Raw genomic sequence first — 21766 nt, forward strand, 5'->3', positions numbered from 1 at the left:
TGCATCGCGGCGCCCCGTCGCGTGTCCGGCGGCTGTTATCCGGACCGGATCAGAATCACTCGGCGGTTTCACCGGCGGATACCGACATGTGACCCAGGTCATGTTGATAACTCCAGCCACGGAGACCTGACACGCCCGACATGTCAAGTCGGCAGGACACGCCGAGTGCGGATTCATCCACAGAGAGAAAAATTGAGAAATCGCCCTGACGTGCACTGATGGGCTGTGTGATCTTGTTGCTGCACAGGTTCTGCACAGGTGGTCAACACGACTCGCCTGCGTTGTCCACACCCCGTCCACAGATTGCTCAACAGGCCCGTTTGGTGCTGGCGGACCGAGCACCTAACGTCCCTCCGGCACACCATCGACGGGCCTCGTCGACCGCCGGACAGCCGCTCGCGCACGCGCGTGCAGTCACGTGTTCGGACCGTGTCGGAGGCCGGGGGTACAACGTGGTGAGCACGGACTCGGCCGACACGGCCGAGGACGGACGAGATCTCCGGGGGCGAGCTTCGGTCGAGCGAGAGGGCGGCGAACTTCTGTGGCAGTCGTGGACGATCGGGGAACGAACGACTACCAGGGGCCGTCCGAGGCGCCCGGTGAGGACTTCGGTCGTCAGCCCCCTCAGGACATGGCTGCCGAGCAGTCCGTTCTGGGCGGCATGCTGCTCAGCAAGGACGCCATCGCGGACGTCCTGGAGGTTCTGCGTCCCGGCGACTTCTACCGCCCGGCCCACCAGATGGTCTACGACGCCATCCTCGATCTGTACGGCCGCGGCGACCCCGCCGACCCGGTCACCGTCTCCGCGGAGCTCGAACGGCGCGGCGAGCTCAAGCGCATCGGCGGCCCGCCCTACCTCGTCACGCTGACGCAGACGGTCCCCACGGCGGCCAACGCGTCGTTCTACGCCGAGATCGTCGTCGAGAAGGCGATCCTGCGTCGCCTCGTCGAGGCCGGTACGCGCATCGTCCAGTTCGGCTACGCGGGCGCGGACGGTCAGGACGTGTCCGAAGTCGTCGACCGGGCTCAGGCCGAGGTGTACGAGGTCACCGAGCGTCGTACCGCGGAGGACTTCGTCCAACTCGAAGAGCTGCTGCAGCCCACGATGGACGAGATCGACTCCATCGCCAGCCGCGGCGGCATGTCGAACGGTGTCCCCACCGGCTTCACCGAGCTCGACGAGGTGACCAACGGTCTGCATCCGGGCCAGATGATCATCGTCGCGGCGAGGCCTGGTGTCGGGAAGTCAACTCTCGGAATGGATTTCATGCGCTCGTGCTCCATCAAGCACGGCATGGCCAGCGTCATGTTCTCGCTCGAGATGAGCCGCACCGAGATCGTCATGCGTCTCCTCTCCGCCGAGGCCAAGATCAAGCTCGGCGACATGCGCTCGGGAAAGATGACGGACGACGACTGGACCCGCCTCGCCCGCAGGATGAGCGAGATCAGCGAGGCACCACTCTTCGTCGACGACTCCCCCAACCTCACCATGATGGAGATCCGCGCCAAGGCGCGGCGACTCAAGCAGCGACACGATCTCAAGCTCATCGTCATCGACTACCTGCAGCTGATGTCGTCCGGCAAGAAGGTGGAGTCGCGTCAGCAGGAGGTCTCGGACTTCTCGCGATCGCTGAAGCTGTTGGCCAAGGAGCTCATGGTTCCGGTGGTCGCCATCTGTCAGCTCAACCGTGGTCCCGAGCAGCGCACGGACAAGAAGCCGATGGTCTCGGACCTTCGTGAGTCCGGCTCGCTCGAGCAGGACGCCGACATGGTCATCCTGCTCTACCGTCCGGATGCGACCGAGCGCGACGATCCCCGCGGCGGCGAAGCCGACCTGATCCTCGGCAAGCACCGCAACGGACCCACGGCCACCATCACTGTGGCGCACCAGCTGCACCTGTCGCGCTTCGTCGACATGGCGCGCGGCTAGTCCGCCGAGGCCGGCCAGGAGATCGAGGCCGGCTGGGAGATCGGGGCAGGGCTGCAGGGCTACGAGATCGAGGCGGAGAAGGACACGTCGACGTCGTCGACGACCTTCATCGATCCGAGCAGCTGGGAGTAGGGCTTCACGCCGAAGTCCGTCTGCGTCACCACCGCGTCGAAGGCGACGTGCGTGGTCCCGTCGGAGGTGGAGACCGAAAGGTCGACGGTGTGCTCGCGTGTCACGCCGTGGATCGTCAGCGTGCCGTCGAGACGGTAGCCGTCCTTCGTCGACTCGACGGTGGTCGCGTCGTAGCGGATCTCGGGATGGTCCGACGCGTCCAGCGTGCCGAGGGCGTTGGACCGCGCGAGCATCTTCTCGGGGCCGAACATCGGTGTGACGCCGCCCTCGCCACTGACGACCTCCATGGAGTCGACGCGGACCCGAACCGTGACGGCCGTCGGAGCGCCGTCCGACTCGTCGACGGTGACGCTCCAGTCGCGGAACGCGATGGTCAGCCGGTGCCCCATCTTCGAGGCTCGACCGGTCACCCCGGTGTGGACGTTCAGCGTGCCGTCCGCCGCGGTCAGGGTCCTGCTCGAGGTGGTCATCACCCGACTGTATCCGCGCTGCTGGGGCAGAATGCGTGGCCGTGACCACACATGGCTTCTCGGACTACGTCGCGCATCCCCGCCACGGGCCGCTGCCGATGATCCTGCTGGCCGTCACGGTCGTCACCGGTGCGATCGACGCGCTCAGCCTGCTGGCTCTCGGTCGAGTGTTCGTGGCCAACATGACGGGCAACGTCGTGTTCATCGGTTTCGCACTGGGCGGGGCGCCCGGTTTCTCGTTGTGGGGCTCGGTGCTCGCCCTGGTCGGATTCCTGGCGGGCGCGATGGTCGGTGGAACACTGATCACGCGGGCCGGTGGTCGACGAGATCATCTGCTGCGCAACGCACTCGGGGTCGAGCTCGTCCTCGCGCTCGCGTCGCTTATCGCCGCGATCCTCATGGTGGACGGTCCCGGCCGCGGATACGTCATCGTCGTGCTGCTCGCGCTGGGCCTGGGGCTGCAGAACGCGGCGGTGCGGCATCTCGCCGTCCCGGACATGACCACCACCGTGCTGACGATGGCCCTCACCGGCATCGGGTCCGATCTCCGGAAACGGGACGGGGCGGCTGTACTGCGTCGGCTCTCCTCCGTCGTCGCCATGTTCCTCGGTGCGATCCTTGGCACCGTGGTGGTGTTGCATTCGGGTGTGGTGGCGACGCTGGTGCTCGTGGCCGCGCTGTTCGCGGCGATCCTCGTGGTCGTGTGGGCGGTGGGGCGCCGCGAGCGACCATGGCAGGTCGCCGCCTGACGTCGGTCAGTCGAGGCTGACCGCGACCACCGTGTTCCGGCCGCGTCGCTTCGCGTCGTACAGCGCATGATCCGCGGACACGAGCAGCGGCGAGACGGACTGCGGGGCGTAGCTCGTCCAGGCCAACCCTATGCTCACCGTCGCCGTGCGCGACGAGAGTACGTGCAGCCGTTCGTGATCGCGGCGGATCGAGTCGGCGATGGAGGCGGCGTCCTCCTGATCCGCGTGCGGGAGGAGGATCGCGAACTCCTCACCGCCCATGCGCCCGGCGATCGCGTCGTCCGGTAGGGCACCGAGGATGCAGGCGGCGCTGCGGACCAACGCGATGTCGCCCACGGCGTGGCCGAGCGTGTCGTTGATGGACTTGAAGTGGTCGAGGTCGAGCATGAGCAGCGCGACCGGCCGCGAGTCGGTGATGAGGGTGTCGAGGCGCTGCTGGCTCCGTCGCAGGAAGGCGGCGCGGGAGAGGACGCCGGTGAGACTGTCGTACTCGAGGGCCTCGCGGAGCTTGTTCTGCACGGCCATCCGGTCCAGCGACACGGCGGCGACCAGCAGCGGTCCGAGTGCGACTAACGCGACGGACAGCACCGCGGAGGCGCCGTCCTGGCCGTCCGCGCCCAGCAGCCCACCGGTCTGGAGTTCCCCGCGTCCGAGGAAGAGCAGCGTCCACGCGGACCACAGTGCGGTGAGCAGCGCGGTGCCGAAGATGGGGATGCGGGTGGCGCACCAGAGCAGCGCGGGCAGCGGCAGCGCGAGCAGCAACGGGCCCTGGACGATGAGACCGGCCAGCATCAGCAGGACGGTCAGCGCGATCGGTGCAGTCTCACCCGTGATCAGGCGCCGGAGCGAGGCGGGGCCGGTGCGGCGGCGCGGCGTCGACGCGCGGAAGGACAGTAGGACGGGGACGATCAGCAGGTAGCTCGTGAGCTCGGATCCGAACCAGCTCAGAGCCTCGACGGCGGGTGCGTGCGGTCCCAGCCGGCTGCTCGAGAGGGTGGCGACGGTCGTCGACAGGAGAGCGGCGGCGACGATGCCGAGGCACATTCTGGCGAAGTCCGCGGATCCCGCGAGGGTCATCGGCTCGGGGTGCCGCCGCCGGATCACCAGCGTGCCTCCGAGGACCCCGACGATGTTCGCGACATTGAACGCGACCGCAGCGTAGACGTCGGTACCCGAGACGAGGTCCGCGGTGACGAGGGCGAGCAGCGTTGCGACGGCAGCCGGCGCGGAGAAGGTGCGGGGCCAGCGAACGAAGACGCTCAGCGCCACCGCGTTGGCCACCCACACCGAGGCGAGAAGTCCCGGTGGCCGCGAATGGATTCCGATGATCGCCGCGATGAAGACGGCGGCGGTCAGGAGGGCGATGTCGGTCGCGGCGCGCGCGGCCGGACTGCGCATGTCCGGCTCGGGTGTCGCAGGCAAGGTCGTCCTTCGCATGGACGGGAACCCCCTGTGACATCTCAGTCGTCCCCAACGGCTTCGTTGTTATCGAGTGCAGTATCTACTACCGCAACCGCACGTGGCGACCGATGCGACAGACTGCTCACTCGCGCTGAGGCGCCGCGCTCGCCCACGTCTCCGGTTCCGGTACGGGGACCGATATTCAGTCCACTGCCGGTCGGTGGACTGGACTCGAGCAGCGGACGGGCGGACAGACTCGAGACATGAACGCCCGCGACCTCGCACTCCGGACCACCCTGCTCGTGGGTGGCCTCACGCTCTACGGCACGTCGATGGCCATGATGATCACCGGTGGTCTCGGGCTCAACCCGTGGGACGTGTTCCACCAGGGGCTGACCGCACGGCTCCCGATCAGTTTCGGGGCGATCACGGCGGTGACCGGCGTGATGGTGCTGCTGCTGTGGATCCCGCTGCGTCAGCGGCCGGGCATCGGAACCGTCGCGAACATCGTCATCATCGCGGTGAGCGTCGACCTCGCGCTTGACTGGCTGCCCGATGTCACCTCGATCCCGTCACGCGCAGCGCTGCTCACCGGAGGGATCGTCCTCAACGGTCTCGCCACGGCGGCCTACATCTCGGCCGGCCTGGGCGCGGGTCCGCGCGACGGCCTGATGACAGGACTCGTCGCGCGGACCGGACTGTCCGTGCGCCTGGTGCGCACGGCCATCGAACTCGCGGTGCTGGGAACCGGATGGCTCCTCGGCGGCACGGCCGGTGTGGGGACGGTGCTGTACGCGCTTTCGATCGGGCCGCTGGTGCACTTCTTCCTCGGCGTGATGCCCCAGAAGTTCACGGCCCAGAAGTTCACGGCCCAGAAGTTCACGGCCCGGAAGTGCGCGGTGCGAGCAGGAGGAGATCACTCCTCGGTGGAGAGCTCCGAACCGGCCGACAGGATCCCGACCGAGACACCGTAGGGAAGGAAGCGGACCTTGCGATTCGGATCCACGTTGTCCCGGTGGGCACGCAGAGCATCGAGTTCGGTCGCGAAGACCTGATCGACGCTCGCCGACCCGTCGGAGTCGACGGAGTAGACGGCCCACACCCCGTCGCCCTTCTGACCCGTGGTCTCCGGCTCCGGGGTGGACTTGGTCGCGGCGGGCGTGAACATGCCGACCCACGGAGCGCCTCCGCCCGACTGATCGGCCATCTTCATGGCCTGGCCCAGCATGTCCCGCAGGCCCTCGCCCGCTTCGCGAGCGACGCGCTCGAAGTCCTCGGGATCGAAACCGAACTGTCCTTTACCGCTCATGGTGTACCTCGCAGAGTGTGGTGTGACGGGCTTTACTCCCCCAACGACCGATGAGCTTCATCCGTTCCCGTGTCAGTACGGCGCGGACGGGTACACCATGACGGCAAGTACCCCTCGACGAACGGACATCACCGCATGACGAAGCTTCTGTACGTGGTCACCGGATCGGATCACTGGACGCTGAAGGACGGAACCGCGCACCCCACCGGGTACTGGGCGGAGGAGCTCGTCGAGTCGCACCGGACCTTCACCGAGGCCGGCTGGGACATCGTCGTCGCGACGCCCGGTGGTGTGACCCCGACCGTCGACGAGGGATCGCTGGCCGTCGAGGCGAACGGCGGCGACGAGGCGAAGGTCGCCGATCTGAAGTCGTACCTGGAGTCGGTGAAGGACGTGCTCGCGTCACCCGCGCGCCTCGAGGACCAGACAGCGTCGTCCTTCGACGCGGTCTTCGTCCCCGGTGGCCACGGTCCGATGGAGGACCTCGCGGTGTCGGACGACTTCGGCGCCCTGGTCACCGAGTTCCTCGACTCGGGCAAGATCGTGTCGGCCGTGTGCCACGCACCCGCCGCGCTGCTGTCGGCGAAGCGCGACGACGGCAGCTGGCCCTTCTCCGGCTACCAGCTCACGGGCTTCACCAACCAGGAGGAGGAGCAGGCCGGACTGGCCGACAAGGCGCCCTGGCTGCTCGAGACCCGTCTGCGTGAGGGTGGAGCGAGCTTCTCGGCGGCGGATGCCTGGTCGCCCCACGTCATCGTCGATCGCACCGTCTACACCGGCCAGAACCCGGCATCGACCAAGGCATTGGCGGATCGGCTCGTCGCTGCTCTGAGCTGACGGCACCCTCGCTGACTCCCGGCGCCCGCTGACCCTCCCTGCCGCCCCCGCGAGTACGTCCACACTGTCGCGATTCCCCGCCGATTCACGACGCTTCGGACGTACTCGCCGGGAGCGGGCGGGCCGGGAGCGGGCGGGGGGAAGGGGGTCAGACCATCGCGGCTGCAGCCCGCTCGGCCAGGTCGAGCAGCGGTTGCGGGAAGACCCCGAGCACCACGGTGGCGACGGCCGAGACGGCGACGGCCACGGTCGCGCCCGTTCCGTGGGTGATCGTCGCCGAGGGTCCCTCCGGTTCGGTGAAGAACAGCACCACGATGACGCGGATGTAGAACGACGCGGCGATGGCACTACTGACGACGCCGACGATCACCAGCACGGCACCGCCGTCCTCGAGTGCGGCCTGGAAGACGGCGAACTTGCTCGTGAAGCCGCTCGTCAGCGGGATGCCGGCGAAGGCGAGCAGGAACAGCGCGAAGGCCGCTGCGGTCAGGGGCGACGATCGTCCGAGGCCCGCCCACCGGGACAGTTCGGTGACCTCGCCGCCCTGATCCCGCACGAGGGACACCACGGCGAAGGCGCCGAGTGTGCTGAAGGCGTAGGCCGCGAGATAGAACAGCGTGGCGGACACGCCCGCAGCTCCCGCGGAGACACCCGTGAGGATGAAGCCCGCGTGGGCGATCGACGAGTACGCCAGCATCCGCGTGACGTCGGTCTGCGTCACCGCGATCACGGCTCCCACGAGCATGGTGACGACGGCGACGGCCCACAGCATCGGCCGCCACGCGTCCTGGAGATCGGGCACGCCCACGACGAGAATACGCAGCAGCGCGCCGAAGGCCGCCACCTTCGTGGCCGAGGCCATGAACGCGGTCACGGGCGTGGGTGCGCCCTGGTACACGTCGGGGATCCACGAATGAAACGGCACCGCACCGACTTTGAACAGCAGGCCGACGGCCACGAGACCGACCCCCAGCACGCCGAGAACCTGGTCCCCGTCGGCCACGTCGGCGATGTCGTCGAGTCGGACGCTGCCCGCGTAGCCGTAGAGCAGCGCCGTGCCGAACAGGAAGAAGGCCGACGAGAACGCTCCGAGGAGGAAGTACTTGAGCGACGCCTCCTGGGACAGCAGACGCCGACGACGCGCGAGACCGCACAGCAGGTACAGCGGGAGCGAGAGCACCTCCAGCGCGACGAACATGCTCAGCAGATCGTTCGAGGCCGGCAACACCATCATGCCGCCGACGGCGAACAGGGTGAGCGGGTAGATCTCGGTACGGGTGACCCGGGCAGTGACGGCACGGGCCTCGGCGACCGTGCCCGGCACCGTGGACGCCGCGGGCGTGAAGGCATCGACCGCAGCCACTTCGGGATGGTCGGACGAGCGATGCGCCATCAGTACGACCGACGCCGCGGACACCGCGACGATGACCCCCTGCAGGAACAGTGTGGGCCCGTCCACGGCCACCGACCCCACAGCGGCGACGGTGCTGGTTCCGGCCAGCGCGACGACGGCGGCGAACGCTGCCGCGAGTGCGCCGAGGGCGAGCACGAGATGGGTGACGCGGCGCCGATCGGCGGGAACGAACGCCTCGACCAGGACGCCGATCACCGCGGCCGCCAGCACGATGATCATGGGCGACAGCAGGCTGTACTCGAGGGACGGGGTGTCGATGGTCATGGCGCGGCCACTCCTGTCTCGAGTTGCTCGACCGATGTGCGTTCGACGGCCGGCGTGAGTATGTCCAGCGCGGGTCTCGGGTACACGCCCAGCGCGATGACGAGCACGAGAAGTGGAGCGACGACGGCGATCTCGCGCGGCACGAGATCGCGGATCCGTTCCGAGCCGGCGGCGACGGGCCCGGTCATCACCCGTTGATACAGCCACAGCACGTAGATCGCCGAGAGCACCAGCGCCGACGCCGCGATCACCGCCGCGACGCCGTAGCGCGGGAACGTTCCCACGAGGACCAGAAATTCGCTGACGAACGGGGCGAGTCCGGGAAGCGACAGAGTGGCCAGTCCGGCGACGAGGAACGTGCCGGCGAGCACGGGCGCCACCTTCTGCACACCCCCGTGGTCGGCGATGACCGCGCTCCCGCGCCGGGTGACGAGGAACCCTGCGACGAGGAACAGTGCGGCCGTGGCGATCCCGTGGTTCACCATGTACAGCGCGGACCCCGCCTGCGACTGGCTCGTCATGGCGAAGATGCCGAGGATGATGAACCCGAAGTGCGAGATGGAGGTGTACGCGATGAGGCGCATGATGTCGGTCGCGCCGATCGCCAGCACCGCGCCGTAGACGATCCCGACGACGGCGAGCGTGATCACCGCCGGCGCGAAGGTCGCCGACGACTCCGGGAACAGCTGCAGGCAGTACCGCAGCATCCCGAAGGTGCCCACCTTGTCGACGACGGCCATCATCAGTACCGCGGTCGCCGGGGTGCTCTCGGTCGCCGCGCCGGGCAACCAGGTGTGCAGCGGCCACAGCGGCGCCTTCACGGCGAAGGCCACGAGGAATCCCAGGAACAGCGCGTTCAGCACGCCGGGCGAGGCGCCGAGTTCGCCGGCCGCCGCGGCGTCCGCGATGGCGCGCAGGTCGAACGTGCCCGCCGAGAAGGGACTCGCATCCGAGGCGGTGACGACGTACAGGCCGATGACGGCCGCCAGCATGACGAGCCCGCCCGCGAGGTTGTAAAGCAGGAAGGTCACCGCGGCGGAACGCGCTCGTCCGGCATCACGGCCGAAGCCGCCGATGAGGAAGTACATCGGCACGAGCATGGCCTCGAAGAAGAGGTAGAAGAGCAGGATGTCGAGGGAGACGAACGCGACCATGACCATCGACTCGACGACGAGGATCAACGCGACGTAGGTGTGGGTGCGGCGTGAGCGCGACGCGGGCGGGGTGTCGTTCCACCCGGCCAGCAGGAGGATCGGGACCAGGACAGCGGTCAGCAGTACGAGAGTCAGTGCGATGCCGTCGATCCCGAGTGTGTAGCCCGCACCGAAGCTGGGGATCCACTCGTGCTCCTCCACGAACTGGTATCCCGGCGCGCCCGCCTCGAACCCGATCGCACACAGCACGGCGAGGATGAGCACGACGCACGATGTCGTGAGTCCCACCGCGCGGGCGGCCGCAGACCGGGTGGGCGGCACGGCGATCACTGCCAGCGCTCCGATCAGCGGGAGGAGCCAGAGCGCGCTCAGCACGGGAAGGTCGGTCATCGCGTCACTCCCAGTGCCACGGTCAGGGCGACGACCACCAGGACGGCCCCGGCGAACATCGAGAGGGCGTACGACCGGACGAACCCGTTCTGCCACCGGCGTAGTCGTGTGGAGGACTCCCGGACCGCGGTGGCGACGGCACCCACCACTCCCTCGACGCCGACGCGGTCGGCGGTGACCACCGCGGCGGTCGCCCGCTGACCCGGCCGCATGAAGACGGCCTCGTTCACTGCGTCTCCGTACAGATCTCGGCGGGCGGCCGCGGTGAGGACCGACCCCGTGGGTGCGGTCATCGGGATCGCCGATCGGCCGTACATGCGCACGGCCACGCCCACTCCCGAGGCGACGGTCACCAGCACCGCGAGGGTGACGGCCCACGCGGGTACGAGGTGTGCGGGGTCGTGTTCACCGACGACCGGGGCGAGCCATCCCTCCAATCGGGTGCCGATCGCGAGAAGCGCACCGGCACCGACGGATCCGACGGCCAGCACGATCATCGGGCCGGTCATGCTCGCGGGTGCCTCGTGCGGGTGGACTCCGCTGCGCCACCGCCGCTCGCCGAAGAACGTGAGGATCATGACCCGCGTCATGTAGAAGGCGGTGAGTCCCGCGCCGACCAGGGTGGCCGCGCCGAGTGCCGCACCCTTCGCACCGCCGGCGTCGATCGCGGCCTCGATGATGCCGTCCTTCGAGAAGAACCCCGAGAACGGTGGGACACCGATGATCGCGAGATAGGCCAGCCCGAACGTCACGTAGGTGATCGGCAGGACGGTGCGCAGTCCGCCGTACCGCCGCATGTCCGTCTCGTCGTTCGTCGCGTGCATCACGGACCCGGCGCCGAGGAACAGGCCGGCCTTGAAGAATCCGTGCGTGAGCAGGTGCAGGATCGCGACCGCGTACCCGGCGGGGCCGAGACCGGCCGCGAGCACCATGTACCCGATCTGGCTCATCGTCGACGCGGCCAGAGCCTTCTTGATGTCGTCCTTCGCGCAGCCGATGACGGCCCCGAAGAGCAGCGTCACGGCGCCGACCAGCACGACGACGTTCTGGGCGGCCGGGGACGCCTCGAAGACGGGCCCGGACCGGACGATGAGGTACACACCGGCGGTGACCATCGTCGCGGCGTGGATGAGCGCCGAGACGGGCGTCGGGCCCTCCATCGCGTCACCCAGCCACGATTGCAGCGGCACCTGCGCCGACTTGCCGCACGCGGCGAGCAGGAGGACGAGGCCGAGGGCGGTCGCGGTGCCATCGCCCATGCCGTCGACCCCGGCGAACACGTCGTCGTACGAGACGGATCCGACGGACGAGATCATGATCATCAGCGCGACGGCCAGTCCGATGTCGCCGACACGATTGACGACGAACGCCTTGCGTGCGGCCGAGGCCGCCGACGGCCGGGTGGACCAGAATCCGATCAACAGGTACGACGCGAGGCCCACGCCCTCCCATCCGACGTACAGGCCGAGGAAGTTGTCCGCCATGACCAGCAGCAGCATCGCGGCCACGAACAGATTGAGGTACGCGAAGAATCGGCGGCGCGCGGGATCGTCCCGCATGTACCCGATCGAGTACACGTGGATGAGGGTTCCGACGCCGGTGATGAGCAGGACGAAGCACACCGACAGCTGGTCGAGGCGGAGACTGAACTCGATCTGCAGCGACTCGACCGGAACGTAGGTGAAGACCGTCTGCGAGAGCGCGCGGTCCTCCGCTGCCCGCCCGGCCATGTCGACGAAGGCGACGACGGCCAGCGCGAACGACGCGAGCATCGCCGCGCACGCGAGGAGGTGGCCCCACGCATCGCTCCGGCGTCCACCCAGCAGCAGCACGACGGCTCCGGCGAGGGGAATGAGCGGCAGCAGAACCAGAGTCGTCGCCATGTCAGTACTTCAACAGACTGTCGTCGTCGACCGAGACGGATCGACGAGAGCGGAAGATCGCCATGATGACGGCCAGACCCACCACCACCTCGGCGGCGGCGACGACCATCGTGAAGAACGCGAAGACCTGTCCGTCCAGTCCGCCGTGCATCCGCGAGAACGTCACGAAGGCCAGGTTCGCGGCGTTGAGCATCAGCTCGATGCACATGAAGACGACGATGGCGTTGCGGCGCAGGAGGACACCGGCGGCGCCGATGGTGAACAGGGCCGCGGACAGGTACAGGTAGTACTCCGGGTTCATCGGCTCGGCCCGTCGCGGAACTGCCGACTGACCGACGACTCGGCGTCGCTGCCGTCGGGGAGACGAGCGGGCCGGTCCACACCGTTGTGGCGTGCGTAGACACCCGGACTCGGCAGCGGTGTCACGCGGTCTCCGAAGCGGAACCTGTCCTGCGACAGCTCCTTCTGGGTTCTGGTCCGGCCGACGGCGTCCCGGTGGGTCAGCACCATGGCACCGATCGTGGCAGTGATGAGCAGCGCTCCGGTGAGCTCGAAGGCCCACACGTAGCGCACGAACACCAGCTCGGCGAGCCCCTCGACGTTCGCCGGCGACTGCGCGGTGAAGCCGCGGAAGTCGCTCAGCGCGGCATTGCCGAGCCCCCCGATCAGCAGGACACCGAATCCGAGACCCACGACGATGGCCGCGATGCGTTGCCCCCGTAGCGATTCGACGAGCGAGTCCGACGAGTCCACCCCCACGAGCATGAGTACGAAGAGGAAGAGCATCATCACGGCGCCGGTGTAGACCACGATCTGGACGACACCGAGGAAGACGGCACCCTGGACGATGTAGAAGATCGCGAGCACCACCATCGTCGATGCCAGGAACAGAGCCGAGTACACGGCTTTCGCCGACGCCACGACGCCCAGCGCGCCGATGAGAGCGAGCGGGGCGAGGATCCAGAAGGCGATGGCCTCGGAGGTCGAGACGATCATCGGTCCGCCTCCCGCCGGGCGATGACGGCCCCGCGGTAGTAGTCCTCGTCGGTGGCGCCGTCGGCCATGGCGTGCGGGGGCGCGTCCATCCCCTCGGCGAGCGAGGCCAACAGATCGGTCTTCTCGTAGATCAGATCGGCGCGGTTGTCGTCGGCCATCTCGTACTCGTTGGTCATGGTCAGGGCGCGGGTGGGGCACGCCTCGATGCACAGACCGCACCCGATGCACCGCAGGTAGTTGATCTGGTAGACGCGCCCGTACCGTTCGCCGGGCGAGTACCGCTCGGTCTCCGTGTTGTCGGCGCCCTCGACGTAGATGGCGTCGGCGGGGCACGCCCACGCGCACAGTTCGCAGCCGATGCACTTCTCCAGGCCGTCCGCGTAGCGATTCAGCTGGTGACGGCCGTGGTACCGCGTCGCCGTCGGTACCTTCTCCTCCGGATACGACTCGGTCTCCGGCTTCTTGAACATGGTGGCGAAGGTGACGCCGAAACCCGCGACAGGTCCCAGGAATTCAGGCATCGGTCGTCTCCTTGGTGATGGGTCGAGGGCGTGCCGGACCGGGTGAGCGGTCCGGCATCGGAGGCACGGGGAACCCGCCCGCCGCGGCATCGACCCCCTGCTGGTCCGCCGTCGCACCGGAGTGGGTCCGTTCCAGGCGCCCACGCCGTAGCGTCCGGGCGAGCACGGCGATCAGGGCGGCGGTGTAGACCAGTGACACCACCACGGTGACCGGCCGGACGTGCGGGGAGTCGAGGAGGAGGACGCGCACGGCCGCGATGACCATGATCCACAGCAGCGCAGCGGGAATGAGCACCTTCCACCCGAAGTTCATGAACTGGTCGTAGCGCAGGCGTGGCAGGGTGCTGCGGAGCCAGACGAAGACGAACAGGAAGCCCCACACCTTGATCGTGAACCAGAGAACGGGCCACCAGCCCTGATTGGCGCCGTCCCACAGGCTGATCGGGAAGGGGGCGCGCCAGCCGCCGAGAAAAAGCGTGGTCGCGAGCGCCGAGACGGTGACCATGTTCACGTACTCCGCGAGCATGAACATGGCGAACCGGAGCGAGGAGTACTCGGTGTGGAATCCGCCGACCAGTTCGCCCTCCGCCTCGGGGAGATCGAACGGCGCACGGTTGGTCTCGCCCACCATCGAGGTGATGTAGACGAGGAACGACGGCAGCAGCATCACGACGAACCACAGGCGCTCCTGCGAGGCGACGATGCCGGACGTCGACATGGTGCCCGCGTAGAGGAACACGGCCGCGAAGCTCAGGCCCATGGCCACCTCGTACGAGATCACCTGCGCGGTCGAGCGCAGTGCTCCCAGAAGCGGATACGTGGAACCGGACGACCACCCGGCCAGGACGATGCCGTACACACCGATCGAGGTCACGGCCAGGATGTAGAGCACCGCGACGGGCATGTCGGTCAGCTGGAGCGGGGTGATGTGCCCGAACACCGACACGGTGGGGCCGAACGGGATCACGGCGAAGGCCATGAAGGCGGGGACGACCGAGATGATCGGTGCCAGCAGGTAGATCGGACGGTCCACGCCCCTCGGGACGATCCCCTCCTTCAGGGCGAGCTTCACACCGTCGGCGAGGCTCTGCAGGATGCCCCACGGCCCGACCCTGTTGGGGCCGATGCGCATCTGCATCCAGGCCATGACCTTGCGCTCGGCGTAGATCGCGATGAGCGGTGTCAGCACGAGGAAGCCGAAGACGGCGAGCGCCTTGGCGACGACCAGCCACAGTGGGTCGATCCCGAAGACGGAGAGGTCGGTCATGACGGTGCTCCTGCCGAGAGACGCACGGCGGCACCGGGTGCGACGTGGAGGGTCGCACTCACTCGGGACGGTGCCGAGTTCGACGGCAGCCACACCACGTGGTCCGGCATGGCGGTGACGTGGAGCGGCAGCGTGATCGACCCCGAGTCGGTGGAGACGGTCAGTGGCTCACCGTCGGACACCCCGGTGTCGGCCGCGGTCGCGGGCGACAGCCGGGCGACGGGGGTCCGCGCCGTGCCGGCGAGATCGGTCTCCCCGTCCTGCATCCGCCCGGCGTCGAGCAGCATCCGCCAGCCGGCCAGTACGGCGGTTCCTGCGCCGAGGGCGGTCGGTGCCGCGCTGCCGCGGTCCGGAACGTCGGGGGATCCGGGTGCCGACCCGGCCGCGTCGAGTTCGCGGCGTGCCGCGTCGGCGTCCGGCAGTCCGAGGCGGTGACCCATCTCGGTGGCGATCGCGTCGAGGACCCGCAGGTCGGCCATCATGGACGGCGTCGGGAGTGCTGCTCCGAACGTGCGCCGGCGGCCTTCCCAGGTGGTGAACGATCCGGCCTTCTGCGCGACGGCGGCGACCGGGAACACGACGTCGGCCCGGTCGGTCACCTCGCTGCTGCGCAGGTCCAGTGCGACGACGAAGGGGACTCGGTCGAGCGCGGCGCGGGCCGCCTCGGGATCGGGGAGGTCGTCGAGCTCGACACCGGCCACGACGAGCGCGCGGAGGTCGGCGCCGAGGATGCCGACCGTGTCCCGGCCCGGTGTCGCCGGCAGATCGTCGACACCCCACGCCGCGGCCACCGTGCGCCGAGCCGCGGGGTCGTCCACCCGGCGACCTCCGTGCAGGAGGGTGGGGAACGCACCCGAGTCGAGGGCGCCGCGGTCACCGGCACGGCGGGGGATCCACGCGACGCGGGCGCCGGTGGTGTCGGCGGTGCGCGCGACCGCGGCGAGGGTGCCGGGGCTCGACGCCGCGCGCTCGCCGACGAGGATCACCGCGCCCGGCACGCGCAGCTGGTCGAGCACGTCCGGGTCCGCCAGCCCCGCGGCCTCCGTCCCCGGCACCGTGGGACGCACGTCGGCTCTCAGCTTCGTGCTGCCGGGCGACGCGAAGGGCGCCAGTGTCAGTACGCGAGTGTGTCCCCCGCGCACTGCCTTCCGCAGGCGGAGGAAGACGATGGGGCTCTCCTCCTCCGGTTCGAAGGACACGAGGACGACGATCGGTGCGGCCTCGAGTGCGGCGTACGTGACGTCGATCCCGCGGCCGGCCACCCGAGCGGACAGGAAGTCGGTCTCCTCCTCGGACGTCGGGCGGGCCCGGAAGTCGATGTCGTTGGTACCCAGCGCGATCCGTGCGAACTTGCTGTAGGCGTACGCGTCCTCGACGGTGAGACGACCCCCGGTGAGCACCCCGGCGTGTCCGCGAGCCTCCGCCAGGCCGCGGGCGGCCACCGCCAGGGCCTCCGACCACGACGCGGGCTCGAGGGTGGTTCCGCGGCGGACCAGCGGGGTGTCGAGGCGATCGGGCAGCGTGCCGTACGCGAACGCCCAGCGGCCCTTGTCGCAGCTCCATTCCTCGTTGACCTCGGGATCATCGCCGGCCAACCGACGCAACACCTTTCCGCGGCGATGGTCCGTGCGCTGGGCGCACCCACTGGAGCAGTGCTCGCAGACGCTGGGAGTCGACACCAGGTCGAAGGGCCGCGCGCGGAATCGGTAGGCGGTGTTGGTGAGTGCACCCACCGGGCAGATCTGCACGGTGTTGCCGGAGAAGTACGACTCGAACGGCTCGGCGCCGTAGATGCCGACCTGTTGCAGCGCACCGCGTTCGAGCAGATCGATGAACGGGTCACCGGCGATCTGCTCGGAGAAGCGCGTGCACCGGGCGCAGAGGACGCACCGCTCCCGGTCGAGCAGGACCTCGGTCGACAGGGGGATCGGCTTGGGATACGTGCGTTTGGTCTCCGTGAAGCGCGACTCGGTGCGGCCGGTGGACATGGCCTGGTTCTGCAGCGGGCACTCGCCACCCTTGTCGCACACCGGGCAGTCGAGCGGATGGTTGATCAGGAGCAGTTCCATCACTCCGCGCTGCGCCTTCTCGGCGATCTCCGAGCTGTGCTGCGTCCGGATCACCATGCCGTCGGACACCGTGGTGGTGCACGACGCCAAGGGCTTGCGTTGGCCCTCGACATCGACCAGGCACTGCCGGCACGCGCCGACCGGGTCGAGCAGCGGGTGGTCGCAGAACCGCGGGATCTGCACACCGAGCATCTCGGCCGCCCGGATGACCAGGGTGCCTTTCGGGACCGACATCGGGACGCCGTCGAGGGTGATGTCCACCGTCGTCTCGGCGCGCGCGCCGCCGTTCTGCACCGCGGTCATGTCAGTTGTCCTGCCATCAGGGTGGAGAGGTGCGGATCGAAGGGGCATCCACCCTGCTCCACGTGCGCCACGTACTCGTCCCGGAAGTGGGCGATCGACGAGACGATGGGGCTGGCCGCCCCGTCTCCCAACGCGCAGAACGACTTTCCCAGGATGCTGTCGGCGACGTCGAGCAGCTTCTGCAGGTCACCCTCCGATCCGGTGCCGTTCTCGAGGCGCGCGAGTATCTGCACCAGCCAGTAGGTGCCCTCGCGGCACGGGGTGCACTTCCCGCACGATTCGTGCGCGTAGAACTCGCTCCAGCGACGGACCGCGCGGACCACGCACGTCGTCTCGTCGAAGATCTGGAGTGCTTTCGTGCCGAGCATCGATCCCGCGGCACTCACGCCCTCGTAGTCGAGCGGGACATCGAGGTGCTCGGCCGTGAAAATCGGGGTGGAGGATCCGCCGGGTGTCCAGAACTTCAGCGTGTGCCCGGCGCGGACACCGCCCGCGTGCTCGAGCAACTCGCGCAACGTGATGCCGAGCGGCGCCTCGTACTGTCCGGGGCGGGTGACGTGGCCGGAGAGCGAGTACAGCGTGAAGCCGGGTGACTTCTCACTGCCCATCGAGCGGAACCATTGCGTCCCGCGCGCCAGGACCGTCGGCACACTCGCGATGGACTCGACGTTGTTGACGACGGTGGGGCTCGCGTAGAGGCCCGCCACGGCGGGGAACGGTGGCCGCAGCCGGGGCTGGCCGCGGCGCCCCTCGAGGGAGTCGAGCAGTGCGGTCTCCTCGCCGCAGATGTAGGCGCCCGCCCCCGCATGGACGACGAGGTCCAGATCGAACCCGGAGCCCTGGATGTCCGTGCCCAGATACCCCGCGGCGTAGGCCTCGGCGACCGCGGCCTGCAGCCGCCGCAGCACCGGCACCACCTCACCGCGGAGGTAGACGAACGCGTGCGACGAGCGGATGGCGTACGCCGCGATCACGATGCCCTCGACCAGCGCGTGGGGTGTGGCCATCAGCAGCGGCATGTCCTTGCACGTGCCCGGCTCCGACTCGTCGGCGTTCACCACCAGGTAGTGCGGCACGGTCTGGTTCGCGGGTGTCGGGCCGTCCTGGGGGATGAAGCTCCACTTCGTGCCGGTGGGGAAGCCGGCGCCGCCGCGACCACGCAGGCCCGAGTCCTTGACCGTGCCGATCACCTCGTCGGGTGTCATCGCCAGGGCTGCGGCGAGACCGTCGTACCCGCCGTGGCGGCGGTAGGTGTCCAGAGTCCAGGACTCGGGCTCGTCCCAGTAGCGGCTCAGAACCGGGGTGAGTGTCACGGCCGGGCCTCCTTCGCTGCAGTGCCGTCCGGGCGGGGCACATCGGCCGACGGGGCGGGCGCGGGCTTGTCCGGGGTGGAGTCCGTCGGCGGCTCGGCTGCCGCCGCCGCGTCGGGTTCCGCGTGATCGGGGGCGCGCATGTCCTTCTCCCGCGCGACACGCAGGCCTGCCAGCGTCGCCTCGCCTGCGGTCGGTGCGTCGAGCGCGCCGGGCCGGGTGTCAGGGAAGCCCGCCAGGATGCGCGAGGTCTCGCGGAAGGTGCACAGGGTCGCACCGCGCGTCGGGGTGACCGGGCGCCCGGCGCGGAGTTCGTCGACCAGCGTGCGCGCCGACTCGGGAGTCTGGTTGTCGAAGAACTCCCAGTTCACCATCACCACCGGTGCGTAGTCGCAGGCGGCGTTGCACTCGATGTGTTCGAGCGTCACGGTGCCGTCCGTGACGCCGTCGAGGTGGTCGACGAGGGCCTCGTGAATGGCGTCCCCGCCCATCACGGCGCAGAGAGTGTTGGTGCACACGCCGACGAGGTAGTCGCCTGTCGGCTCGCGGCGGTACATCGAGTAGAACGTCGCCACCGCCGCGACCTCGGCACCCGTGAGGTCGAGTGTGTGCGAACAGAAGTCGATCGCGGCGGGGGTGAGGTACCCGTCCTCGGCCTGGAGCAGATGAAGGATCGGGATGATCGCGGACCGGGCGCGCGGGTAGCGGGCCACGATGGTGGCGGCGTCCGCCTCGAGGCGAGCCAGCACGTCCTCGGGGTAGGTCCGCCGGGCGCCTGGTCGCACGAGTTGGACGCGTTCCTCCGGACGGGGTCCGAAGGGTATCGCCACCGGTTCCCGTGCGCTCATCGGTCCACCCCACCCATCACGGGATCGATGCTCGCCACGGACGCGATCACGTCGGACACCATGCCGCCCTCGCACATCGCCGCGACGGCCTGCAGATTGGTGAACGACGGGTCCCGGAAGTGCACACGGTAGGGCCGGGATCCACCGTCGGAGACCATGTGCACACCCAGCTCGCCGCGGGGTGACTCCACCGCGACGTACACCTGTCCCTCGGGCACGCGGATGCCCTCGGTGACGAGCTTGAAATGGTGGATCAGCGATTCCATCGATCCGTCCATGATCTTCTGCACGTGCTCGCGGGAGTTGCCCAGTCCGTCGGGGCCCGAGACCAGGTCCGCAGGCCACGCGATCTTCTTGTCCGACACCATCACGGGCCCCGGCGCCAGTCGGTCGAGGCACTGTTCGACGATCTTCAGCGACTCGCTCATCTCGTCGACACGGATGAGATACCGCGCGTAGCAGTCACTCTCCTGTTCGGTGATCACGTCGAACTCGTAGGTCTCGTAGCCGCAGTAGGGCTCCGCGCGACGGAGATCGTGGGGCAAGCCCGTGGCACGCAGCACCGGACCGGTGATCCCGAGTGCCATGCACCCGGTGAGATCGAGGTACCCGATGCCGCGGGTCCGACCCTTCCAGATGGGGTTGTCGTCCAGCATCGCGCTCATGTCGCGCAGGCGGATCGGCAACAGGTGCAGCAGGTCCCGGATCTTCGGCACGGCGTCGTCGGGCAGGTCCATCGCCAGCCCGCCCGGCCGGACGAACGCGTGATTCATCCGCAGGCCCGTGATCGTCTCGAAGATGTCGAGGATCAGTTCACGTTCCCGGAATCCGAAGAGCATGGCGGTGACCGCGCCGAGCTCCATGCCGCCGGTGGCCAGAGCGACCAGGTGCGAGGAGATGCGGTTGAGTTCCATCAGCAACACCCGGATCACGGTCGCGCGTTCCGGCACGTCGTCGGTGATGCCGAGCAGCTTCTCCACGCCGAGGCAGTACGCCGTCTCGTTGAAGAAGGGCGACAGGTAGTCCATCCGCGTCACGTAGGTGACGCCCTGCGTCCAGTTCCGGTACTCGAGGTTCTTCTCGATACCGGTGTGCAGGTAGCCGATTCCGCACCGCGCCTCGGTGACGGTCTCCCCCTCGATCTCGAGGATGAGGCGGAGGACCCCGTGCGTGGAGGGGTGCTGCGGTCCCATGTTGACGACGATGCGCTCCTCACCGGCGGTGCCGGCCAGGTCGACGATCTCGTCCCAGTCCTGGCCCGACACGGTGTAGACGGTCGGCGTGGTGTGATCCTTCTCGAGTGTCATCAGTTGTACGACCTGCGCTGATCGGGGGGCGCGATCCGCGCGCCCTTGAACTCCACCGGGATGCCGCCCAGCGGGTAGTCCTTGCGTTGCGGGTGCCCCACCCAGTCGTCGGGCATCTCGATGCGTGTCAGGGACGGGTGCCCGTCGAACTCGATGCCGAAGAAGTCGTACGTCTCGCGCTCGTGCCAGTCGGTGGTGGGGTAGATGCCGCACAGCGACGGAATGTGCGGGTCGGACTCCGGCACTGACACTTCGAGACGCAACCGACGACCGTGCGTGATGGACTGCAGATGGTAGACGGCGTGCAGCTCGCGTCCGGTCTCGCCGGGCTGGTGGACGCCACTGACGCCGAGACACAGTTCGAAGCGGAGTGCCTGATCGTCGCGTAGCGCGGACGCGACAGCGGGCAGGTGCGTACGCGCGATGTGCAGAGTCAGCTCACCGCGGTGGAGCACGGCACGCTCGACGGCGTCGTCCCAACGTTCGCCCCGAGCCGCGAGCGCCGACTCCAGTGCGTCCGCCACGACGTCGTGGTCCCCACCGAACGGTCGACTCGCGTTGTCGTGTCGGGGTTTCGGCGGCGCCAGTCGGCCGTAACCCGACGTGTCGCCCGAACCGCGCACTCCGAACATGCCCCGCGCTCTCATCGCAGCAGCGTCTTCGCGTCGATGACGGACGGAGAACTCAGCGCGGCCTTCTCGGTCTCGGCGATGGCCCTCTCGCGGTCGACGCCCAGCGGCATCGCCTGGATCGACGCGTGCAACTGCAGGATGGCATTGATCAGCATCTCGGGCCGCGGCGGACAACCGGGCAGATAGATGTCGACCGGTACCACGTGGTCGACGCCCTGCACGATGGCGTAGTTGTTGAACATTCCTCCCGAGGACGCGCAGACACCCATCGCCAGAACCCATTTCGGCTCGGCCATCTGGTCGTACACCTGTCGGAGCACCGGTGCCATCTTCTGGCTCACCCGTCCCGCGACGATCATGAGATCCGCCTGGCGGGGGGAGGCGCGGAAGGCTTCCATACCGAATCGGGCGAGATCGAACCGGCCGGACGTCGTCGACATCATCTCGATCGCACAGCACGCCAGTCCGAAGGTCGCGGGCCACAGAGACCCCTTGCGGGCGAAGCCGGCGAGGCCTTCGACAGTGGTCAGCAGGAAGCCGCTCGGCAGCTTCTCTTCCAATCCCATGCGATCACTTCTTC

The 21766-nt window shown here is 68.6% G+C and carries 20 protein-coding genes; 4 read left to right on the forward strand and 16 right to left on the reverse strand.

Annotated elements, in window-relative coordinates; translation table 11 throughout:
• Positions 1-541 precede the first annotated feature (541 nt).
• The gene (gene dnaB / locus QRN16_RS10665; protein WP_056440948.1) at positions 542-1930 is read left to right on the forward strand and encodes a replicative DNA helicase; all 1389 of its coding nucleotides are present in this window, start codon (positions 542-544) and stop codon (positions 1928-1930) included.
• 59 nt (positions 1931-1989) lie between these two features.
• Here dnaB and QRN16_RS10670 read toward each other — a convergent pair whose 3' ends face one another.
• Complete coding sequence (locus QRN16_RS10670; RefSeq protein ID WP_222649964.1) at positions 1990-2532, reverse strand: YceI family protein; 543 nt, start codon at positions 2530-2532, stop codon at positions 1990-1992.
• A 41-nt stretch (positions 2533-2573) separates the two neighbouring features.
• Here QRN16_RS10670 and QRN16_RS10675 point away from each other — a divergent pair, with 41 nt between their 5' ends.
• Complete coding sequence (locus QRN16_RS10675) at positions 2574-3281, forward strand: YoaK family protein (protein WP_285186513.1); 708 nt, start codon at positions 2574-2576, stop codon at positions 3279-3281.
• Positions 3282-3287: 6 nt separating this feature from the next.
• Here QRN16_RS10675 and QRN16_RS10680 read toward each other — a convergent pair whose 3' ends face one another.
• Positions 3288-4703: a GGDEF domain-containing protein gene (locus tag QRN16_RS10680; RefSeq protein WP_285186515.1), complete on the reverse strand. Its 1416-nt coding sequence runs from the start codon at positions 4701-4703 to the stop codon at positions 3288-3290.
• Positions 4704-4945: 242 nt separating this feature from the next.
• On the opposite strand from QRN16_RS10680, the gene yczE reads away from it, so the two are divergent.
• Positions 4946-5656: a membrane protein YczE gene (yczE, locus tag QRN16_RS10685; protein WP_285186518.1), complete on the forward strand. Its 711-nt coding sequence runs from the start codon at positions 4946-4948 to the stop codon at positions 5654-5656.
• Here yczE and QRN16_RS10690 read toward each other — a convergent pair.
• Positions 5599-5991, reverse strand: a complete 393-nt coding sequence (locus QRN16_RS10690; protein ID WP_027506026.1) for an Rv0313 family protein — start codon at positions 5989-5991, stop codon at positions 5599-5601. The genes yczE and QRN16_RS10690 overlap by 58 nt on opposite strands.
• A 135-nt stretch (positions 5992-6126) precedes the next feature.
• Between QRN16_RS10690 and QRN16_RS10695 the strand changes: the two genes are divergently transcribed.
• Positions 6127-6828, forward strand: a complete 702-nt coding sequence (locus QRN16_RS10695; protein WP_056440961.1) for a type 1 glutamine amidotransferase domain-containing protein — start codon at positions 6127-6129, stop codon at positions 6826-6828.
• A 148-nt stretch (positions 6829-6976) separates the two neighbouring features.
• Here the strand turns inward: QRN16_RS10695 and nuoN are convergent, their stop codons facing one another.
• The 13 genes from nuoN to QRN16_RS10760 are packed head-to-tail and all read right to left on the reverse strand — an operon-like array spanning position 6977 to position 21752.
• Positions 6977-8506, reverse strand: coding sequence for an NADH-quinone oxidoreductase subunit NuoN (nuoN, locus tag QRN16_RS10700; protein WP_285186522.1), 1530 nt, complete (start codon positions 8504-8506; stop codon positions 6977-6979).
• A complete protein-coding gene (locus tag QRN16_RS10705) occupies positions 8503-10050 on the reverse strand; it encodes an NADH-quinone oxidoreductase subunit M (RefSeq protein ID WP_285186524.1) in 1548 nt (515 codons plus the stop codon). Before QRN16_RS10705 ends, nuoN begins: the two co-directional genes overlap by 4 nt.
• Positions 10047-11933 carry an NADH-quinone oxidoreductase subunit L gene (gene nuoL / locus QRN16_RS10710; protein WP_285186526.1) on the reverse strand — a complete coding sequence of 629 codons (1887 nt, stop codon included), beginning with the start codon at positions 11931-11933 and terminating at the stop codon, positions 10047-10049. The genes QRN16_RS10705 and nuoL overlap by 4 nt, the downstream gene beginning before the upstream one ends.
• 1 nt (position 11934) lies before the next feature.
• On the reverse strand, positions 11935-12234 hold the full coding sequence (nuoK, locus tag QRN16_RS10715; protein ID WP_056440973.1) for an NADH-quinone oxidoreductase subunit NuoK: 300 nt from the start codon (positions 12232-12234) through the stop codon (positions 11935-11937).
• Complete coding sequence (locus QRN16_RS10720) at positions 12231-12929, reverse strand: NADH-quinone oxidoreductase subunit J (protein WP_285186529.1); 699 nt, start codon at positions 12927-12929, stop codon at positions 12231-12233. The genes nuoK and QRN16_RS10720 overlap by 4 nt, the downstream gene beginning before the upstream one ends.
• Positions 12926-13450: an NADH-quinone oxidoreductase subunit NuoI gene (gene nuoI, locus QRN16_RS10725; protein WP_027506032.1), complete on the reverse strand. Its 525-nt coding sequence runs from the start codon at positions 13448-13450 to the stop codon at positions 12926-12928. Before nuoI ends, QRN16_RS10720 begins: the two co-directional genes overlap by 4 nt.
• A complete protein-coding gene (gene nuoH, locus QRN16_RS10730; protein WP_051613413.1) occupies positions 13443-14717 on the reverse strand; it encodes an NADH-quinone oxidoreductase subunit NuoH in 1275 nt (424 codons plus the stop codon). The genes nuoI and nuoH overlap by 8 nt, the downstream gene beginning before the upstream one ends.
• Positions 14714-17089, reverse strand: a complete 2376-nt coding sequence (locus QRN16_RS10735) for an NADH-quinone oxidoreductase subunit G (protein WP_285186534.1) — start codon at positions 17087-17089, stop codon at positions 14714-14716. The genes nuoH and QRN16_RS10735 overlap by 4 nt, the downstream gene beginning before the upstream one ends.
• Positions 17086-18402, reverse strand: coding sequence for an NADH-quinone oxidoreductase subunit NuoF (gene nuoF, locus QRN16_RS10740; RefSeq protein ID WP_285186536.1), 1317 nt, complete (start codon positions 18400-18402; stop codon positions 17086-17088). Before nuoF ends, QRN16_RS10735 begins: the two co-directional genes overlap by 4 nt.
• Positions 18399-19247: an NADH-quinone oxidoreductase subunit NuoE gene (nuoE, locus tag QRN16_RS10745; RefSeq protein ID WP_082544271.1), complete on the reverse strand. Its 849-nt coding sequence runs from the start codon at positions 19245-19247 to the stop codon at positions 18399-18401. The genes nuoF and nuoE overlap by 4 nt, the downstream gene beginning before the upstream one ends.
• Positions 19244-20554: an NADH dehydrogenase (quinone) subunit D gene (nuoD, locus tag QRN16_RS10750; protein WP_285186539.1), complete on the reverse strand. Its 1311-nt coding sequence runs from the start codon at positions 20552-20554 to the stop codon at positions 19244-19246. Before nuoD ends, nuoE begins: the two co-directional genes overlap by 4 nt.
• On the reverse strand, positions 20554-21201 hold the full coding sequence (locus tag QRN16_RS10755) for an NADH-quinone oxidoreductase subunit C (protein WP_222649955.1): 648 nt from the start codon (positions 21199-21201) through the stop codon (positions 20554-20556). Before QRN16_RS10755 ends, nuoD begins: the two co-directional genes overlap by 1 nt.
• A complete protein-coding gene (locus QRN16_RS10760; protein ID WP_027506037.1) occupies positions 21198-21752 on the reverse strand; it encodes a NuoB/complex I 20 kDa subunit family protein in 555 nt (184 codons plus the stop codon). The genes QRN16_RS10755 and QRN16_RS10760 overlap by 4 nt, the downstream gene beginning before the upstream one ends.
• Between the last annotated feature and the right edge of the window lie 14 nt (positions 21753-21766).

The organism is Rhodococcus sp. MEB041 (genome assembly GCF_030208955.1).
Lineage (GTDB): Bacteria > Actinomycetota > Actinomycetes > Mycobacteriales > Mycobacteriaceae > Rhodococcoides.